The sequence below is a fragment of the Synechococcus sp. RC10A2 genome (assembly GCF_047502605.1).
Window position 1 is genome coordinate 1 of record NZ_JANSHP010000120.1, and the last position, 1904, is coordinate 1904.

2 protein-coding genes are annotated in these 1904 nt (G+C 58.9%); both read right to left on the bottom strand.

Annotated features, from left to right (window positions below; translation table 11 throughout):
• Window positions 1-1594 (bottom strand): AAA family ATPase (locus NW848_RS16325; protein ID WP_414511361.1); only part of this gene is annotated, 1594 nt, incomplete at its 3' end.
• Window positions 1595-1639: 45 nt separating this feature from the next.
• Window positions 1640-1904: pentapeptide repeat-containing protein (locus NW848_RS16330; protein ID WP_414511362.1), on the bottom strand; the 265-nt coding region annotated here is incomplete at its 5' end.

Genomic DNA, 1904 nt, shown 5'->3' on the forward strand with positions numbered 1-1904 from the left:
CTTCGAGGGGGCCCTGCCCTCTTTTTTGCACCAGTGTTGGCTGATGGTGCACAATGTGTTGATCTCGGGAGGCCGTTCGGGCCCCGGACTCGGCAGCCCACGCTTTCAAGTCTTGAATCTGGTCGCGGGCGATGGCGGCCAGGGGAACGGTTTGGCGAATGGCGCCGAGAATATCCTCCTGGGTAAACTCGCGGGGCGGATCCTGGTTGAAGGCCATGTGCATGGCATCGTAGATGGTCTGCTCAATTTCTGCGCCGCTGAAGTTTTCGCTGGCCATGGCCAGCTCAGGGTAGGCAAAATCCCGCACGCGGTTGGGCCGCAGCCGCTGGATGTGGACTTGGAAGATCTCCTCCCGCTCCCGTTGGTTGGGCAAATTGACGAAGAAAATTTCGTCAAACCGGCCTTTGCGCAGCAGCTCGGCCGGCAAGATGCGGACATTGTTGGCGGTGGCAACAATAAAAACGGGTTTGGTTTTTTCCTGCATCCAGGTGATCAGGCTGCCGAAGACCCGCTTGCTGGTGCCCGAATCCCCTGAAAACTCGCTGTTGACGCCGCCAAAGGCTTTATCCAACTCATCAATCCACAACACACAAGGGGCCATGGCTTCGGCAATTTGGATCATCTGGCGCACGCGGCTTTCGCTTTCGCCGACGATCCCGCCGAAGAGTCGCCCCACATCCAGCCTGAGCAAGGGCATGCGCCACTCGCGGGCTATGGTTTTGGCACATAGAGACTTGCCGGTGCCCTGGATCCCGGCCAGCAAAATGCCCTTAGGACTGGGCAAGCCATAGGCACGGGCCTGGGCACTAAAACTGTTGCGGCGCTGCCGAATCCAGGCTTTGAGGTTTTCCAGGCCGCCGACATTTTGCAAGGTCTCGGAGGGGTTGTAAAACTCCAGGATTTCCGTCTGGCGGATGTATTGTTTTTTCTCTTCCAGAACAAGGTCAATATCGCCCTCGCTGACCTTGCCCTTGGCGGCTAGGGCGCGGGCCAGGATCCGCTCAATGCGCTGCCGGGTCAGTCCTTGGCAGGCTCGAACCAGTTGTTCCCGCGCCGGGCCGCTTAGCTCCAGTTGACGGGCAGGGATCGCGCGGGTAATGATCCGCTCAATTTCGGCGATGCTGGGCAGGGGAAAATCATAGACCACAATTTCCTCGCGCAGCTCGGCAGGGACAACGGCTTCTTGGCTCAAGAGGATGATGGACTTGCGGCTGTGGCGGCTCTCTCTGGCCAGGGTTTTCAGGTAGCGGATGACGGGGTAATTGTCCGAGCGTTCCGGATTTCTCAGGGTGGGGTTTAGGTCTTTGAGAACACAAATAACCGCCTCGTCCTCTTTGATGGCGCCGATGCGGCCCAGAGCAGGCATCAATTGGCCTTTGTTTTGGCCGTTATCTGACCAGCCGGAGACGATATCCCAGATTAGGAGTTTGCGCTTGGGGTTGAGGGAATCGGCTAGAACTTGCAGGAGCTCCTCTGCCGGGGCTTCTTCGGGAGTAACCAGGTAGATCAAAGGGTAGCGGGCGCGAACCACTAAGTCCAGCAGTGTGAGGATGTCTTGGTGATTGCTGGCAAAGGCGAGATCTGAGGGACTCATGGATCCACTGAGAGCGGCTGTAGGTAGTGTAGCCAAGGGATCAGGCTAGGGATGGATGGCTCCGTCGGGGAGGATGGCCCCTTTCAAGTCGGCGAATTGATCCCAGCCGGGACTTAGTTTTGCGCCCCATAGGTTTGCCCCCTTTAGGTTCGTGCCACCCAGCTTTGCTCCCCTCAAGTTGGCTCCCCTCAGGTCAGCCCTGCTCAGGTCGGCCCCGCTCAGGTTGGCCCCGCTCAGGTTGGCCCCGCTCAGGTTGGCCCCGCTCAGGTTGGCCCAGATCAGGTTGGCCTGGCTCAGGTTGGCCTCAATC